This window comes from Embleya hyalina (genome assembly GCF_003967355.1).
Lineage (GTDB): Bacteria > Actinomycetota > Actinomycetes > Streptomycetales > Streptomycetaceae > Embleya > Embleya hyalina.
In genome coordinates this window covers 1-15095 of sequence record NZ_BIFH01000064.1, presented here as the reverse complement: position 1 = coordinate 15095, position 15095 = coordinate 1, and the positions used below count along the sequence as shown (strand labels likewise).

Sequence of the window (15095 nt, the reverse complement as noted above, 5' to 3'; positions counted from 1 at the left end):
CCTGCAACGGCATCCGAAACGACACTTGCAACGATGCTTGCAACGGCACCGGCAACGAGGACGGTTGCGCACCCGCTTTCGGGGCGACGTCCGACCCGGCCGAACACCGGCTCGAAGCACGTTGGTTCAAGTGAGGCGCTACAGCTCGTACGCCCGATATACCACGAACCAACCGTACTGAGGTGGGAATCATGGTATCTGGCGCAATCCGTTGTGAATCCTGGTGAGGTACGGGCCAACAGGTCGCGTGTGCCGACGCGACGGGGGGACATCCGGCCCTCCCGGGGCCATCCGGCGACCTGCGGAGGCTGGTCTGATGAGAAAGACGTCCTGGTATCTCGGTGCCGCCGCCACATTGCTGGTGACGGCGAGCGCGGTGACCCGGTTCGCCGTGCTGCCCGCCGTGCACCAGGTGCCCGACGACGCCGACTTCACGATGCACTTCGCCGGCGGCATGACCATGTTGGATGCCCGGGCGTTGCAGGCGGGCAATCTCCCCGGAGCCATCGTGCGGGACCTGCCGGTGAAGGTGGACCGGCACGTGCACGCCGTGCACACCTCCGGTTCGACGATCGTGCTGAGCGACCGGACCGTGGTGTCCGGTCCGCAGAAGCAGACCCTGACCGATGTGGACAACCGCTGGGCGGTGGACCGCAGGACGCTGCTGGAGCGGTCCGTTCCCAAGGGTGTCCGCGCCAATCCGCACAAGGGTCTGACCGCGGGCTTCCCGTTGGAGCCGAAGAAGAAGAACTATCCGTTCTGGGACTCGCCGACCCAGACCACCGTCCCGGCCACGTACATGCGCACCGAACAACGCGCCGGCCGCGAAACGTACGTGTTCTCGATCCGCACGAGCGGTCCGCTCGCCGATCCGGACACGCTGCGCTCGCTGCCGCCCGCGATGCCCAAGGCCGCCGTGCAGGGCCTGGCCGGCGTCGCGTTCCCGAATCGGCCCGTCGACCTGACCGGCGGGGCCGATCCCACGCCCCTCGCGTACACCGCGACCACCGACCTCACCGGCTGGGTCGACAGCGAGACGGGCACCACCGTGGACCTCGAATCCACCCAGTCGGTCACCGCGACCGCCGTGACCGCGAACGGCACCCCGACCGAGGTCTTCCCGGTGGTGCAACTCAAGATGACCACCACGCCGGCCTCGCGCGCGGAGTTGGCCGAAACCGCCGCCGACGGCGCCCAGGCCCTGTGGCTGCTCGGCGTCGTGGGTCCGCTGGTCGCGCTGCTCCTCGGCCTGGCACTGCTCGGCTTGGCCGGGTACCTCGAATTCCGTGCCCGGCGGGCGCAGCCCGACCCGACCGTCCCGGGGCCACGCACGGAGGCCGACGCCGGCCCCGCTCCCGAGCCGTCACCGGATCCGGCGACGGTTGGGGCCGCGCCCGAAACCGCGGCCGGAACCACGGAATCGAACACGACGGCGGACCCCGACACCGCCTCGTCGGCCTCGGCCGCCGGTGCCGACTCCGATGCCGAAACCAACCACCGAACCAACAACGCCTCGACCACCTGAACCACGCACACGCGAGCGGCCCGGCCCCCGGAACCCCACCCGGCGGCCGGGCCGCACCCCTCCGATCGCCGATCACCCGCCGTCCGCACCGTCCCCGCACCGCCGCGTCGCGCTGCGCGGCCAGGGCCGGGCCGGGCAGCGTGGTGACCCCGAGGCCGGCCGCGACCATTGCCTGGACCGCGACGCTCGGCGAAGGGCACGATTGAGCGATCCCGGAGCGAAAGTCCACCGATCTTTGGCGGCTCCGGAGAGCGAGCCGTTCGCGACGCGGCCGCACCGTCCCGGCGCGGATCGGCCCCGTGCCCGACCCGATCCGACCCTCCCCCGTCCCGGTCCCGCGCGGGCCGGCGGGCGGCCCTGTCCATGTACGGGCCGACCCGCCATACTGGGGAGTCATCGGAGCTCTGGAAGGGTCATCGGCGTGGCGGTCACAGACGAAGCCATCGACAAGATCAAGGGCATGATCGTCTCCGGGGAGCTTCAGCCGGGCGAGAAGCTGCCCAAGGAGGCCGACCTGGCGGCGAAGCTCGGCTTGTCCCGGAATTCGCTGCGCGAGGCGGTCAAGGCGCTGTCGCTGATCCAGATCCTCGACGTGCGCCAGGGCGACGGCACCTACGTGACGAGCCTGGAGCCCAATCTGCTGCTCGGCGCGATCTCCTTCGTGGTCGACTTCCACCACGACAAGAGCGTGCTCGACTTCCTCCAGGTACGCCGGATCCTGGAGCCCGCGGCGACCGCGCTGGCCGCCGAGCGGATCGACGCGGAGGGCATCGCCAAGCTGCGGGCACTCGCGGACGCACCGAGTCCGGACGCGGGGCACGAGGCGCTGATCGAGCAGGATCTGCGCTTCCATCACGAAATCGCCGTGTTCAGCGGCAACGAGGTGTTGTGTTCGCTCCTCGAGACGTTGTCGAGCCCGACCACGCGCGCCCGGATCTGGCGCGGGCTGACCGAGGACGACTCGTGGCTGCGCACGATCCGCGAGCACCACTCCATCGTGGACGCTCTGGAGAACCACGACGCGGCGGCGGCACACGCGTGGTCGACGGTGCACACGAGCGGGGTCGAGCAGTGGCTGCGGCGGATGGCCTGAGTCCGAGGGGTGTGGGCGCGGGCGGCCCGCGGGGCGGGTGGTCGGCGAAGCGGCGGGGTGAGGTGCCCGGGGATTCGGGCCGCGCCGGATTCGCGCCGGAGCCGCCGTCGGGCCCGTGCCCGACGCGGGCGTCGACCCGAGGCCGACCGGCGTCGACCGGCGTCGACCGCCGTCGATGCGGGAAGTGGCGGGTGCATGCGGAGCGATCGGCGCCCTTACCCTCCCAGTGAGCATCATTGACCCGATGTATCAGGCATCCTCAAGGATAATTGCAGCATAAACACGGCATTTCTCGGCCAGTCCTCCGATGACTCGTAGACGAGCGATCGGAAACGGGGTATACATCGGATGTCTGATCGTCCTTCACCCCGCTCGGGCGCATTCCCGTTCCCGCGTTCGGCGATCGGGTCGCACGGTCGAGAACCGAGGAGTCGCACGTGATCCCGCACCACTCCGATGATCCGCCCCGGCGGGTCGCCGGCGCCGTCCCCCGAGTCACCGAACTCGTCACCGCGGACATCCGCTTTCCCACCTCGCGGGAACTGGACGGCTCCGATGCGATGAACCCCGACCCGGACTACTCGGCCGCGTACGTGATCCTGCGTACCGACGCCGGCGACGGGCACGAGGGCCACGGGTTCGCGTTCACCATCGGGCGTGGCAACGATGTGCAGGTCGCCGCGATCGAGACGCTGCGCCCCTATGTGGTCGGTCGACCGCTCGCCGAACTCCTCGACGATCTGGGCGAGTTCTCGCGCGCCCTGATCGGCGACAGCCAACTGCGGTGGCTCGGGCCGGAGAAGGGCGTCATGCACATGGCCATCTCGGCCGTGGTCAACGCCGCCTGGGATCTCAAGGCCAAGCGCGCCGGGCAACCGCTGTGGCGGCTGCTCGCCGAGATGAGCCCGGAAGAGATCGTCGACCTGGTCGACTTCCGCTACCTCGGCGACGCGCTCACCCGCGAAGAGGCGCTGGAGATCCTGCACCGGGCCGTGCCCGGACGAGCCGAGCGGGTCGAGACATTGCGGGCGCGGGGCTACCCCGCCTACACCACGTCGCCCGGCTGGCTGGGCTACGACGATGCCAAGCTCGCCCGGCTGTGCCGCGAGGCGGTGGCCGACGGCTTCGGTCAGATCAAGCTGAAGGTCGGCGCGGATGTCGAGGACGACGTCCGTCGGTTGCGGATCGCGCGTGCGGCGGTCGGGCCGGACATCCGCATCGCGGTGGACGCCAACCAGCGCTGGGAGGTGGCGGAGGCGATCACGTGGATGAGCCGGCTCGCCGAGTTCGACCCGCACTGGATCGAGGAACCCACCAGTCCCGACGAAGTCCTCGGCCACGCCGCGATCCGCGCCGCGATCGCCCCGGTCAAGGTCGCCACCGGGGAACACGTGCAGAACCGGATCGTGTTCAAGCAGTTGCTCCAGGCCGGGGCGATCGACTTCCTGCAACTCGACGCGTGTCGGGTCGGCGGGGTCAACGAGAACATCGCCATCCTGCTGCTGGCCGCCAGGTTCGGCGTGCCGGTCTGCCCGCACGCGGGCGGGGTGGGGCTGTGCGAACTGGTCCGGCACCTTTCGATGTTCGACTACGTCGCGGTCAGCGGCACGGTCCAGGACCGGGTCATCGAGTACGTCGACCACCTGCACGAGCACTTCGTCGATCCGGTGGTGATCGAGCGCGGGGCCTACCGCGCGCCCACCGCGCCCGGCTTCTCCGCGACGATGCACCCCGCGTCGATCGACACCTACCGCTACCCGGACGGCCTGTTCTGGATCGCCGACCGGGCCGCCGAACTCGCCGAAACCCATGTCGGAGCCGCCTCGTGAGCACCCATCAGGAATTCGCCGGCCTGCGGGCGCTGGTCACGGGCGGCGCGTCCGGCATCGGCCTGGCCACCGCGCGCCTGCTCGCCGCGCGCGGGGCCGCCGTCGCCGTCCTGGATCGCGACCTCGGCGGCCTGCCGGGCGAACTCGCGGGCCACACCGCCGACGTCACCGACGACGCGTCGGTGGTCCGGGCCGTCGAGGCCGTCGGCGTGGAACTCGGCGGGCTGGACATCCTGGTCAACAACGCCGGCATCGGCGCCGCCGGGACCGTCGCGGACAACGACGACGCGGAATGGCACCGGGTCCTGGACGTCAACGTGCTCGGCCTGGTTCGGGTCACGCGCGCGTGCCTGCCATACCTGCGGGCTTCCGCGCACGCGGCGATCGTCAACACGTGCTCGATCGCGGCGACGGCGGGGTTGCCGCAGCGGGCGCTCTACTCGGCGTCCAAGGGCGCGGTCCAGGCGCTGACGCTGGCGATGGCGGCCGACCACGTGCGCGAGGGGATTCGGGTCAACTGCGTCAATCCCGGTACGGCCGACACGCCGTGGGTGGGGCGGTTGTTGTCCGCCGCGACCGACCCCGACGGGGAGCGGGCGGCGCTCAACGCTCGACAGCCGCTGGGGCGGTTGGTCAGCGCGGAGGAGGTCGCCTACGCGATCTGCACGCTGGCCAGCCCACTCGCCTCCGCGACCACCGGAGCGGCGGTGGCGGTGGACGGCGGGATGCAGGGTTTGCGGTTGCGGCCGTCGTGAGATCGGCCCGCGGTCGGGGGTTGTCCTCGGACGCCGGACGGGCTGTCGGCTCGCCGTCGGAACGGAGCGGCGTTCCCCGCACGGGCCCGCGGCCGGCCCTGTCCTCGAACACCGGATCGCGGGCATGGTCGGCTCGCTTCGGGGACGGAGCGGGGCGGCCGACGGGTCGGGTCGTCGCGGGTGGGTTTGGAGTCGGAGGTGATGGTCGTGAAGTGGCGTGTGGTCGGTGGGACCGATGTGTTGGTGAGTGAAGTGGGGCTCGGGGCGGCGCCGTTGGGGAATCTCGGGTCGCCGATCGACGACGAGACGGCCGGCGCGATCGTGGACGCCGCCTGGCGGGCCGGGATTCGGTACTTCGATACCGCGCCGCACTACGGCGTCGGGTTGTCCGAATCCCGACTCGGGGACGCGTTGCGTGGGCGGCCGCGTGGTGAGTTCACCGTTTCGACCAAGGTCGGTCGGCTCCTCGTGGACGACCCCGACGCGCCCACCTCCGGGGAGGGGTTCGTCGACACGCCGGCCCGGCGTCGGGTGCGCGACTACTCGGCCGACGGTGTGCGGCGCAGTCTCGACGCGAGCCTGAACCGGCTCGGGCTGGACCGGATCGACATCGTGCTGATCCACGATCCGGACGAGCACTGGGCCGAGGCCGTCGGCGCGGCGTATCCCGCCCTCGCCGAACTGCGCGCCCAGGGCGTGATCGGCGCGATCGGCGTCGGCATGAACCAAAGCGCGATGCCCGCCCGGTTCGTCGCCGAGACCGACCTCGACTGCGTCATGCTCGCCGGCCGCTACACCCTCCTCGACCGCAGCGGCGCCGACCTGCTCGACCTGTGCGCCCGCCGAGGTGTCTCCGTCCTGGGCGCCGGCGTCTACAACAGCGGCCTCCTCGCCGACCCGCGCCCGGGCGCCACCTACGACTACGCGCCCGCCGACGACCGGCTGCTGGCGCGGGCGTTGCGACTCCGCGACATCTGCGAGGCGTACGACGTACCGCTGCGCGCCGCGGCCCTCCGCTTCGTCGCGGCCCACCCGGCGGTGGCCACCATCGTGGTCGGCGCCCGGGACGCGGCCCAGATCACGGACACCGTCACCCTCGCCGCCGAGCCCATCCCCGACGAACTGTGGGAGGAACCGGCCGTCCGGTGAGGGCGTCGGTGACGGCGGGTGCCGGGCCGGGCCCGCGGGGGGCGCCGTCGGAGCGGGCGGAATGCCAGGGCGATTTTCCGCCGGCTCCGCGGATGGGGGTCGGCCAGGCTTGGGGACATGAACGAGATCCAAGGAAAAATCGCGTTGGTCACCGGCGGCAGCCGAGGCATCGGCGCCGCGTCGGTGCGGGCGTTGGCCGCGCACGGAGCCGACGTGGCGTTCACCTACCGGTCCGACGTCGACGCGGCGGCCGGTGTGGTGGAGCAGGTGAAGGCGCTGGGGCGGCGGGCGCTGGCGATCCGCGCGGACGGCGTGGACACGGACGCGGTGGTCGCGGCCGTGGACGAGACGGTCGCCACGTTCGGCCGGTTGGACATCCTGCTGAACAACGCGGCGGTGTTCCGGCTCGGCCCGATCGAGGAGTTGGGCGCGGCCGAGCTGAACGAGACGCTCGCGGCCAACGTGAGTGCCCCGTACCTGGCTTCGCGTGCGGCGGCCGGGCACATGGTCGACGGCGGCCGGATCATCACCATCGGCAGCAACGTGGCCGGGCGCCTCCCCTTCCCCGGTTTCACCCTGTACACGCTGAGCAAGTCCGCCGTGGTCGGCATGACCAAGGGCCTGGCCCGGGAGCTGGGTCCGCGCGGGATCACCGTCAACGTGATCCAGCCCGGCCCGACCGACACCGACCTCAACCCCGCCGACGGCCCGAACGCCGAGGGCGTGCGGAGCCACACCGCGCTCGGGCGCTTCGCGTCCACCGACGAGATAGCCCGCACCGTCGTGCACCTGGCCGGTCCGGGCGGCGACTACATCACCGGCACCGCCATCGAAGTGGACGGGGGGTTCAACATCTGAGCGATGTCTCGTGAGCTGCGGCCCGGGCCGCGCTCGGGTGGGCGCCGGTGAGGGCGTCCCGGAAGTGCGGGCAGTGCGTCGGGTCGTCGTGGGTGCAGGACAGCGCGCACGTGACCAGGTCGAGCGCGGTGCGGGTGCGGGCGAGTTCGGCCTCGAGGGCGGCCTGCCGGCGGCGCAGGGTGGCCCGGCGGGCGTGCGGGTCGGCGTCGGCGAGCAGGGCCGCGATGTCGTCCAGGGGCAGGCCGGCCTCCTTGGCGCGCAGGATGATCGCGATCCGGTCGGCGTCCGCCTCGCCGTAGCGGCGGCGACCGGCTCCGTCGCGGTCCGGGCGAAGCAGGCCGACGTGTTCCCAGTGGCGCAGTACGTGTGCGGCGAGTCCGAAGCGGGCGGCCGTGTCGCCGATGGCGAGGGTCGGTCCGGGATCGGGGGTTGACTTCATGTCGTCATTAAGTCGCACGGTGGTCGGCATGACCAGTACGAACCGAACCGGCCCCGACGCCCGCCCCGACGTGCCGACCGCCGAACCCGACCACACCCTCCTCGCCCGCCTCGACGCCGTGGACGCGCGGCCCGACGCGGTACGACTGCGCGCCCGTACCTACGCGCTGCTCGCCGAAGCCGAAGCCGAGGCCGGCGGCGCCGGGGGCGAGGACGGGGACGCCCCGTTCGGGCCGGTCCTGGACGTCGGCTGCGGCGCCGGGCTCGCGGTCGCCGAACTGGCCGCGCGCGGGGTACGGGCGGTCGGCCTGGACCTCGATCCCCGGATGCTCGCGGCGGCCGAACTACGCCACCCCACCGGCGAGTTCCGGCGCGGAGACGCCCACGCGCCGCCCTTCGCCGACGCCTCGTTCGGCGGCTATCGCGCGGACAAGGTCCTGCACGAATCGGCCGACCCGGCGGCCGTGGTGGCCCAGGCCCGGCGGGTGCTGCGACCGGGCGGGCGGATCGTGCTGACCGGGCAGGACTGGGACACCATCCTCGTCGACGCCGCCGACCCGGCGCTCACCCGCACCCTGGTACACGCCCGCGCCGACCGCGTTCCCGGCCCCCGTACCGCCCGCCGCTACCGGGCACTGCTGCTGGACGCGGGGTTCCGGGACGTCCGGGTCGAGGTGGACACGTGGGTGGTGGTGGACGGATCCCTGCTCCCACTGCTCGTCGGTCTGGCCGAATCGGCCCGGGCGAACGGCACGATCACCGCCGACGGGTGCCGCGCCTGGATCGCCGACCAACGCGAACGCGCGAACGCGGACCGATCGTTCGTGGCCGTCCCGATGTTCGTCGCGGCCGGCACCCGTCCCTGAACCCCCGGACACCCGGGCCGGTCGCGTCGGTCGTTTGCCGATCCCCGACGAACCGGCGAGGATCGGCGGTGTTCGTGTTCGTATCCCGCGTCGGAGGTCGTCGTGAAGGTCCTCGTGGTCGGTGCCACCGGCACCCTGGGTGCCGCGGTCACCACATTGCTCGCCACTCGACACGACGTGGTCACCGCGTCGCGGACGGGGCCGACCGACGTGAAGGTGGACATCGTCGACCCGGCGTCGATCGCGGCGATGTACGAACAGGTCGGCCGCGTCGACGCGGTCGCCTGTACCGCGGGCAGTGTCCCGTTCAAGGAGGTCGGGGACCTCTCGCGCGAGGACGTCGAGAGCGCGGCGCTGAACAAGCTGCTCGGACAGGTCGAACTGGTCCGTCGCGGCCTCGACGCGGTCGCGGACAACGGCTCGTTCACGCTGATCACCGGCATCCTGGCGGGCGAGCCGGTCCGCACCGGATCGATGTCCTCGATGGCCAACGGCGGCATCGACGCGTTCGTCCGGGGTGCGGCCGTCGAACTCCCGCGCGGGTTGCGGATCAACTCGGTCAGCCCGACGGTGTTCACCGAATCCGCCGAGGCCTACGACGCGGTCTTCCCCGGTTTTCCCCCGGTCGACGTGGCCACCGCCGCACTCGCCTACCGACGCTCGATCGAAGGCGCCCAGACGGGGCAGACGTTCCGCGTGGGCTGGTAGCCGGCGGCGTGGTAGGCGGCGCGGACCGGTTCGGGCGGTACACCGGGGGCGATCGCGATGTGTTCGTCGCTCACGCCCCGGAGGAGCCGGGGGAGGCATTCGGGAGTGCCCGGCCCGATCCGTACCCGGTGCTCGGCGCCGAACCGCCGGAGCGGTTCGGGCGGGCAGTGCTCGTCGACGATCGTGTGCTCCGCCGCCATCGCCTCGATCACCGCGAGCCGGTTCGGCGGTTCCGGGTGGCCGACCGGATCGCGGGCCACGGCACGTCGTCCTCGGCGCCGTCCGTCCGGCGACTCGGGCGGCGACGGCCGGGCCGACAGGGCGAGCGGGCGGGCCGGCCGGGTGGGGTGGGCCGGGGCCGGGTGGTGTCCGTCCTGTCGGACATCATGGGGGGATGAACACACACCGCCCACGAGGCACCTGCGGAGTGTGCGGGCGTCGGGTCGCGGTGACCGAGACGCACGCGGTCTGGCGGCACGACGATCCCGGACACGTGCGGGCCGGCGACGCGCCGATCTCCTGCCGGGGGTCCTGGACGCCCGCCGCCGAGCGGGCCCACGACCTGCTCGACGGCCACGAGCAGCTCACCCTGCTCGGCGCGGAGACGGAAGCGGAAGCGGAGCGGGATCGGGACGACTCGGACGGCGAGCCGGCGGCCGTCTCCGCCGGGCACTCCTCCGGTCGATGAGGCGATCCGGGCCGGCCGCCGGTCAGTGAACCGGCCCCGCCCGATCCCCGGTCACCGCGCCGGCGGTGGCCAGGAGTTCCGGGATGGTGCCGGTGAAGTCCGGGAACAGCCGCAGCGCGACGATCCACGCCTCCACGTCCGCCCCCAGATGGCGGTCGGCCAGCAGATACGCCCGGGCGCGCGGCGCACCCGACGCCCATCGGTCCGGCGACGTACGTCCGTCGGTGCCGGCCAGTATCGACAACGCCACCGCCGCCGGGCGCGCGTGGTCCAGCACGTCGGCGCCCGTCAGCCGGCCGGCGACCAGCGCCGTGTGCAGCCACGGGCGGTCGTCGCGGCCCGACGGCGGCAGCCCCTCGGCCAGCAGCGCGATCAGCAACTCATGCGGACAGTCCGGCAGTTCGGCCAGTCGGGCAGGCAGCGCGGCGGGCAGTGAGCCGCTTCGGTGCACCCGGATCAGCTCCGGCCACGGGATCGTGCCGCCGTCGTCGAGGATCCCGTCCACCCGGTCGGGCCGCTCGGAGTCGTCGCCCCCGCACAGGAACTCCACGATGCGCTCCGGGACTTCCGCTTCGGCCAGGCGTGCGTCGAGGAGGGTTCGGCCGTCGTGGCGACCCAGGGCCTCGTCGATCTCGGCCCGCGCCTCGGCCGGGAAGTCGGCCTCGGCGAGCACCCGGCGCACCTCGTCCCGGCCGTGCCGCGCCCACACGCCGAGGATCAGCCGCAGTCGGCCCGCCTCGGTGCGCAGCGGCAGGCGGTTGACCACGATCCGGGCCACCTCGGCGTCGCCCGAGGCCATCCCGGCGGCGAGCCACCGGGCGCAGCGGCCCAGTTCGGCCGCCCACAGCAGGTCGGTGAGCGCCGTGGGCACCGGGCCGACCGTTCCGTCGCGACGCACACCCGCGAGCAGCCGGGCACGTTCGGTGCGATCCAGGACCGGTCCGGCGAACAGGCGGGCGTCCACGAGCGGGTCGTCCAGGTCGAGGAGCGCGTCCAGTTCCTCGGCGGTGAGGTCGGTCCGGGCGGCCCGAGCGACGGGATCGTGCGACGCGGCATCAGCGGCGTCGGCGGCCGGGTCGGCGGGCCCCGGCAGCACGAACAGGCTCGCGACGGGCGAATCCGCCCGGTCCTCGCGCGCCTGGACGGCCTCGACGGCCTCGACCAGCAACGGGTCGCCGCCGGCCCGGACCGCGTCGGCCAACGGCCCCGGAACGCTGGGCAACGAGCGTAGTGCCGGGCCGAGTTCGTCCCCGAGCCGGTCGACGAGCACGGGCACGATGGCGGCATCCGCCAGCGTGAAGACGGCCTTGACCACGGACGGGTCGATGGTGCTCACCGATGGTCCTTCCTGAACGGTGATCCGAGCGATTCGACGATCGGGCGATTCGACGATCGGGCGGTCGGGCGTCGGGCGTCGGGGACGTCGGCCGGGCGGAACGTCGGCCGGACGATCGGCCCGTCAGACCTCCTCCCGCAGCGCCTCCAACGCGTTGCGCACGACATCCGGATTGCGCTCGTAGTAGCCGAGTTGGCTCGACCCGTACGGCAGTTCCGCCACATACGCGGCGGCCGCCCGTTCCGGTGTGCAGCGCTCGGGCCCGACCACCTCGCGGATCACCACGATGCTCTCGGTCAGGCCGAGGGCGCGGCTGCGCAGCCACCCCGCCAGCGCCGGCATCCCGCCGTGTGCCGCCTCGCGCCGACCGTCCGGGAGCAGCGGCGCGAGCCACCGCAGTCGCCAGGTGTAGCCGTCGACGGCCGGGCCGCCCGCCTCCTCGGCGAAGACCGGGGCCAGCGCGGTGAGCAGGCGCTCCATGAACTCCTCGGTCGAGCCGCCGAGGTGCGGGTACTCCTTGGCGAATTCGCTCCAGTCGGGGTCCTGGTCGACCAGTGCCCCGCGCCCCACCCGCCGGCCGGCCCAGTGCGGTTCCGCCGCGGTCAGGGTGGTGTGCAGCAGGTCGGCGCGCAGCGGTGTCGACTCGGCGAGCAGGACCGCGTCGTACAGGTCCTTGCCCTGCGGGTAGGCGTCGGCGATCAGCCACAACAACTTCCAGGCCAGGGACTGCTCGCGCGTGGCGGCCAGGATCCGGTGCACGCCCGTGCCGTCGCGGCGGGGGACCTCGGTGTACGCGGCCGGCGAGGGCAGCGTCTCGGAGAAGACGAAGTCGAGTTGCACCGTCCCGGACGGCAGGCCGTCGGCCCGCCAGGGCAACACCAGGCGACGTCCCGGGACCCGGTCGTAGGTCCAGATCTCGTCGTCGACCGCGCCGGCCGCGTCGATCCGCACGTCGCCCGCCGCCCGCGCGTGTGCCTCGGCGCCGCGCCCGATCCCGGCCAACATCCGCTCCGTGCGCGGCTCGCCCAGTTCCCAGGTGGCCGGGACCACGACGAAGTCCAGGTCGCCGGGCTCCCGCGCGGCGTCGCCGTACCAGGCGCGGAGCAGCATGCTGCCGCGCAGCACCAGGTGTTCGGCCCACCGGGATTCCGTGATCGCCGCGAGCACGTGGTCGATCGCGCGGCGGCGCGCGGTGTGCCAGCGTTCGGCGTCATCGGGCGCGGCGAACTGCGGTTCCCCGGCCCGCATCGCGCTGGCGTACTGCTTCAACGCCGGGTCGAACACGGCGCGTTGCACGATCCCGGGGCCGGCCGCCGCCAGCAGTGAGCGGGGCAACTCCTGTTGCTCACGGTCCTGTTCGCTCGGTGGCCCCTGCGGGAGCTCCAGCCTCTCGTCCCACGGCCCCCACCCGAGGTTGTACCAGTTGTCGTCCTGGTCGCCGGTCATGCCCGCTCCCGTTCGTCGTCTCCGCCGTCGTGCCCGTCCGGGTGCTCAGGCCGGGTCGGCCGGCTCCGGCGCGCCGTCGGTGGTGAGGTCCTTGGCGTACCAGATCTCCGCGTACCGGCAATCGTTGTGCGCCGGCACCTCGACGTAGCCGGTCCTGGTGTACAGGGTGCGCGCCTCGATCAGGTCCAGCCGGGTGTCGAGCATGATGCGTTCGGCGCCCATCGCCCGCGCGGCGTCGTCCGCGGCGGCCATCAGGCGCCGGCCGCCGCCGGTGCCGCGCAGGTCGGCGCGGACGAAGACGCGGGTGAGTTCGGCGGCGCCGTCGGCGCGCAGTCGCACTCCGGCGCAGGCGGCCGGCTCGTCGTCGTACCGGCCGACCAGGAACACCCCGACGGGCGGCACGAGATCGTCGTGCGTGGTCTCGGCGAGGCCCGCCTCGATCTCGGCGGGGGTGGAGTCGCGGCCCTCGTGCAACCGGTAGTAGCGGTCGCTGACCTCGACGTAGTACGCGCGATGCAGCGCGAGTGCCTCGGGCGAGTCGACCGGGGTGGGAACGATCGTCCAGGTACCGGTGCGGGTGGCGTGCGTCATGACAAGAGTGTCACTCGGCCGTCAATCCGTTTCGTACGGAGGGGGTCTCGGCGGCGCGCTCCCGGGGCGGAGGTTCGCGCCGCCGACGGCTCACCAGCTCTCGGGCAGCGGTTTGCCCTCCGCGTAGCCCGCCGGGCTCTGTACGCCCAGGACCGCGCGCTCGTGGAACTCGGCGAGGTTGCGGGCGCCCGTGTAGGTGCAGGCGCTGCGCACGCCCGCGCCGATCGAGTCCATCAGGTCCTCGACGCCCGGGCGGACCGGGTCCAGGTACATCCGCGAGGACGAGATGCCCTCCTCGAACAGCGCCTTGCGGGCCCGGTCGAAGGCGGATTCGGTGGCGGTGCGCAGTCGGACCGCGCGGGCCGAGGCCATCCCGAAGCTCTCCTTGTACAGCCGGCCCTCGCCGTCGCGGTACGCGTCCCCGGGTGATTCGTAGGTGGCGGCGAACCACGAGCCGACCATCACGTTCGAGGCGCCGGCGGCCAGCGCGAGGGCGACGTCGCGCGGGTACCGCACGCCGCCGTCGGCCCACACGTGTCGACCCGACCGGGCCGCCTCGGCGGCGCATTCGGCGACGGCGGAGAACTGCGGGCGGCCGACGCCGGTCATCATCCGGGTGGTGCACATGGCGCCGGGACCGACGCCGACCTTGACGATGTCGGCGCCCGCGTCGATCAGGTCGCGCACGCCCGCCACGGTGACCACGTTGCCCGCGACGATCGGTACGGGCGGGTCGAGCGCCCGTACCGCGCGCAGCGCCTTGAGCATCTGCTCCTGGTGGCCGTGCGCGGTGTCCAGGACCAGCGTGTCCACGCCCGCCGCGATCAGGCTCGCCGCCTTGTGCGCCACGTCGTTGGTGATCCCGATCGCGGCGGCAACCCGCAACCGGCCCGCCGCGTCCACGGCCGGCGTGTACAGCGTCGAGCGCAGCGCGCCGGTCCGGGTCAGTACGGCGACCAGTCGGCCGTCGGCGTCCACGATCGGCGCGAGCTTGTGCCGACCCTCGTGGAGCCGGTCGAACGCCTCGCGCGGGTCGACCCCGTCGGGCAGCGTGAGCAGTTCCGTGGACATCACCCGCGCGAGTTGCGCGAAGCGGTCCACGCCCAGGCAGTCCGCCTCGGCCACGATGCCCACCGGGCGCCCGCCCTCGGTCACCACGACCGCCCCGTGCGCCCGCTTGGGAAGCAGGTTCATCGCCTCGCCGACGGTGTCGGTGGGCGACATCGTGATCGGGGTGTCGTAGACGAGGTGACGTTGCTTGACCCAGGAGGTCACCTCGGCGACCACGTCGACCGGGATGTCCTGGGGAATCACCGCGAGCCCACCACGCCGGGCAATGGTCTCGGCCATCCGCCGCCCGGCCACAGCGGTCATGTTGGCCACCACCACGGGGATGGTGGTCCCGGTCCCGTCGGAGGTGGTCAGGTCCACATCGAGCCGCGAACCCACACCGGACCGCGACGGAACGAGGAAGACATCACTGTAGGTGAGGTCATGGGGCGGAACCTGATCGTGGAGAAATCTCATGCCGCGGAACGTACCCACGCCAACGCCGAATAACGATCTTCAAGACGGACTGCCTTAGCCCACCGGGGGGTTGGGCATGGGGAGGGATGGGGGTAGCGCGGCGCCGGTGCGGTGCGGGCCCGGGTCGCGGGGTGGCCCGCCACCGGCGTGCGGGGCTCGGAGGCTTGGGGTTTCCGGCGAGGTGGGTGTGTTGCTCGGCGAAAACCGGCCTGCGGCGGCCGGCGGGGTGGGTGGTCGGGTCGGGTTCGCCGGGCGTGCGTTCGCGGGTGGGTCGGGTCTGTTGCGG

General features: G+C 72.8%; 15 protein-coding genes. 9 read left to right on the top strand and 6 right to left on the bottom strand.

Features of this window, described 5'->3' with window-relative positions:
* Positions 1 to 316: 316 nt before the first annotated feature.
* From EMA17_RS50235 to EMA17_RS50205, 6 genes are all read left to right on the top strand, one after another.
* On the top strand, positions 317 to 1525 hold the full coding sequence (locus EMA17_RS50235; RefSeq protein ID WP_126643917.1) for a porin PorA family protein: 1209 nt from the start codon (positions 317 to 319) through the stop codon (positions 1523 to 1525).
* Positions 1526 to 1946: 421 nt separating this feature from the next.
* Positions 1947 to 2618, top strand: coding sequence for a FadR/GntR family transcriptional regulator (locus EMA17_RS50225; protein WP_126643916.1), 672 nt, complete (start codon positions 1947 to 1949; stop codon positions 2616 to 2618).
* 437 nt (positions 2619 to 3055) lie between these two features.
* Entirely contained in the window at positions 3056 to 4447 is a 1392-nt protein-coding gene (locus EMA17_RS50220) for an L-fuconate dehydratase (protein WP_246127451.1), read from the top strand.
* Positions 4444 to 5202 carry an SDR family NAD(P)-dependent oxidoreductase gene (locus EMA17_RS50215; RefSeq protein WP_126643915.1) on the top strand — a complete coding sequence of 253 codons (759 nt, stop codon included), beginning with the start codon at positions 4444 to 4446 and terminating at the stop codon, positions 5200 to 5202. The genes EMA17_RS50220 and EMA17_RS50215 overlap by 4 nt, the downstream gene beginning before the upstream one ends.
* Positions 5203 to 5409: 207 nt before the next feature.
* The gene (locus EMA17_RS50210) at positions 5410 to 6351 is read left to right on the top strand and encodes an aldo/keto reductase (RefSeq protein ID WP_126643914.1); all 942 of its coding nucleotides are present in this window, start codon (positions 5410 to 5412) and stop codon (positions 6349 to 6351) included.
* A gap of 117 nt (positions 6352 to 6468) precedes the next feature.
* Positions 6469 to 7209: an SDR family NAD(P)-dependent oxidoreductase gene (locus EMA17_RS50205; protein ID WP_126643913.1), complete on the top strand. Its 741-nt coding sequence runs from the start codon at positions 6469 to 6471 to the stop codon at positions 7207 to 7209.
* Here EMA17_RS50205 and EMA17_RS50200 read toward each other — a convergent pair.
* Positions 7199 to 7648 (bottom strand): MerR family transcriptional regulator, encoded by a 450-nt coding sequence (locus tag EMA17_RS50200; protein ID WP_126643912.1) that lies wholly within the window; start codon positions 7646 to 7648, stop codon positions 7199 to 7201. The genes EMA17_RS50205 and EMA17_RS50200 overlap by 11 nt on opposite strands.
* Positions 7649 to 7676: 28 nt before the next feature.
* Here EMA17_RS50200 and EMA17_RS50195 point away from each other — a divergent pair, with 28 nt between their 5' ends.
* Complete coding sequence (locus tag EMA17_RS50195) at positions 7677 to 8513, top strand: methyltransferase domain-containing protein (RefSeq protein ID WP_126643911.1); 837 nt, start codon at positions 7677 to 7679, stop codon at positions 8511 to 8513.
* A 102-nt stretch (positions 8514 to 8615) separates the two neighbouring features.
* A complete protein-coding gene (locus tag EMA17_RS50190; RefSeq protein WP_126643910.1) occupies positions 8616 to 9221 on the top strand; it encodes a short chain dehydrogenase in 606 nt (201 codons plus the stop codon).
* On the opposite strand, the gene EMA17_RS50185 is transcribed toward EMA17_RS50190, so the two are convergent.
* Complete coding sequence (locus tag EMA17_RS50185) at positions 9164 to 9481, bottom strand: hypothetical protein (protein WP_126643909.1); 318 nt, start codon at positions 9479 to 9481, stop codon at positions 9164 to 9166. The genes EMA17_RS50190 and EMA17_RS50185 overlap by 58 nt on opposite strands.
* Before the next feature lie 134 nt (positions 9482 to 9615).
* Here EMA17_RS50185 and EMA17_RS50180 point away from each other — a divergent pair, with 134 nt between their 5' ends.
* Positions 9616 to 9909: a hypothetical protein gene (locus tag EMA17_RS50180; protein WP_126643908.1), complete on the top strand. Its 294-nt coding sequence runs from the start codon at positions 9616 to 9618 to the stop codon at positions 9907 to 9909.
* Positions 9910 to 9931: 22 nt separating this feature from the next.
* Here EMA17_RS50180 and EMA17_RS50175 read toward each other — a convergent pair whose 3' ends face one another.
* From EMA17_RS50175 to EMA17_RS50160, 4 genes are all read right to left on the bottom strand, one after another.
* Positions 9932 to 11245 (bottom strand): hypothetical protein, encoded by a 1314-nt coding sequence (locus EMA17_RS50175; RefSeq protein ID WP_126643907.1) that lies wholly within the window; start codon positions 11243 to 11245, stop codon positions 9932 to 9934.
* Positions 11246 to 11368: 123 nt separating this feature from the next.
* A complete protein-coding gene (locus EMA17_RS50170) occupies positions 11369 to 12691 on the bottom strand; it encodes a nucleotidyl transferase AbiEii/AbiGii toxin family protein (protein ID WP_126643906.1) in 1323 nt (440 codons plus the stop codon).
* Between the two features lie 45 nt (positions 12692 to 12736).
* Positions 12737 to 13282 carry a GNAT family N-acetyltransferase gene (locus EMA17_RS50165; protein ID WP_126643905.1) on the bottom strand — a complete coding sequence of 182 codons (546 nt, stop codon included), beginning with the start codon at positions 13280 to 13282 and terminating at the stop codon, positions 12737 to 12739.
* Between the two features lie 90 nt (positions 13283 to 13372).
* Positions 13373 to 14809, bottom strand: coding sequence for a GuaB1 family IMP dehydrogenase-related protein (locus tag EMA17_RS50160; protein WP_126643904.1), 1437 nt, complete (start codon positions 14807 to 14809; stop codon positions 13373 to 13375).
* Positions 14810 to 15095 lie beyond the last annotated feature (286 nt).